The 1,493-nt window shown below is 67.3% G+C and carries 2 protein-coding genes; both read right to left on the reverse strand.

All coding sequences use genetic code 11. The features are described from left to right. Window positions 1-760 (reverse strand): alanine racemase (locus Q8K05_RS11625; RefSeq protein WP_305246762.1); only part of this gene is annotated, 760 nt, incomplete at its 3' end. Continuing rightward, window positions 757-1,428 (reverse strand): histidine phosphatase family protein, encoded by a 672-nt coding sequence (locus Q8K05_RS11630; protein WP_305246763.1) that lies wholly within the window; start codon window positions 1,426-1,428, stop codon window positions 757-759. The genes Q8K05_RS11630 and Q8K05_RS11625, both read right to left, overlap by 4 nt. Window positions 1,429-1,493: the final 65 nt, after the last annotated feature.

Genomic DNA, 1,493 nt, shown 5'->3' on the forward strand with positions numbered 1-1,493 from the left:
ACTCGTCATACACGCCACTGGCCGCTTCCAGGACCATGCTGCCGGTGCCCGCGCCGGTGACCAGGCCCACCGCAATGCCCTGGGATTCGATCAGCTGGCGTGTGAGTTGAACGGCCGCCACGGCCTGGGCGATGACCTCGCGCCTGTCCTGCGCGCGGCGCAGGTGCTGGGCCTTGCCGTGGTAGGCCTGCAGACCGGCAAAGCGCAGGGCCGGATGTTTGCGGATTTCCAGCGCCAGGGTGAGCGCCGCAGGTCCGGGTTCGACGCCACAGCGGCCCTGGCCCACATCGATTTCGACAAACACGTCAATCACGGTGCCCACGCCGGTGTCGGCCCTGGCCTCGGTCATGGCCTGCGCGAGCCGGATCACGCCCTCGGTGCTGTCCACCGCAAGGGCCAGCTGGCCTCCATGGGCCGCCACCTTTTGCGTGAGCGCCGCCACCCGTGCGAGTTTGCCGGGGGCAATCACCTGGTTGCTGATGTAGACGTTGTAGACGCCGCCGGCCACCATGACTTCGGCCTCGGCGGTTTTCTGCACGCACACGCCCACCGCGCCGGCCTTGATCTGCATTTTGGCCAGCGCCACGCTCTTGTGCAGCTTGGCATGGGGTCGCCAGCGGATGTTGTGCTTTTTGGAAAACTCGGCCATGCGGCCCAGGTTGCGCTTCATCGCGTCCAGGTCAATCACCAGGGCGGGCGTGTCGATGTCGTTGACCGGCTTGCCCAGCAGTTCGCCCCCTCGGGGCGCCAGGGTGCTCATGCGCCGCGTGGATCGTTGGCTGCGACGGCCAACAGGGTGTCATCGCGTGCTGCGTCGTCGAGGTGCTGGGTGTCGGCCCAGCCCACCAGCGTGAAGCCCTCAGGGGTCCAGAGCAGGCGGTTGATGGCCGTGTTGCCCAAGGCCCAGGTGCGCGGCGCCTGGATGTCCAGCCGGGTGGCGGCGCGGTACAGCACATCCATCACGCCGCCATGGCCTACCAGCGCAATCAGCTCGCCCGGGTGCTGCGCGGCCAGCCGCTCGGCCGCCTCGACAACCCGGCTGCGCAGGGCCAGCAGCGACTCGCCGCCTGGCGGTGCAAATTCCGGATCGCGCTTGCGCCAGCGCTCGGACTGCTCGGGCAGCAGCGCTTCAATTTCGGCAAAGGTCTTGCCCTGGAAGTCGCCAAAGCCGCGTTCGCGCAGGCCTGCTTCCTTGGTCACTTCCATGTCCAGCGCGCGCCCAAGGTAGTGCGCCGTCTCCCAGGCGCGGGTCAGGTCGCTGGCGTAAATGGCCGTGATGGGGTCGTCTTTCAGGGCCAGCGCCATCCGCCTGGCTTGGCTGTGGCCGGTGTCGTTGAGCGGGATGTCCAGGTGACCCTGAATGCGGGTGTCGACGTTCCAGGTGGTTTCGCCGTGGCGGATGGCGATGATGCGGGTGGCTTTAGTCATGGGGTTTAGCGTGGAATTTCAACATTGATCCGGCGCGTGCCGGGTGGTGGCTGAGGAAAGCCCTG

Origin of the sequence: Polaromonas sp. (genome assembly GCF_030682935.1) — a bacterium.
Taxonomy (GTDB): domain Bacteria; phylum Pseudomonadota; class Gammaproteobacteria; order Burkholderiales; family Burkholderiaceae_C; genus Polaromonas.

Excerpts from the sequence above, each read along its gene's own strand:
- Q8K05_RS11630 (WP_305246763.1), bottom strand. The coding sequence starts at position 1,428 with ATGACTAAAGCCACCCGCATCATCGCCATCCGCCACGGCGAAACCACC.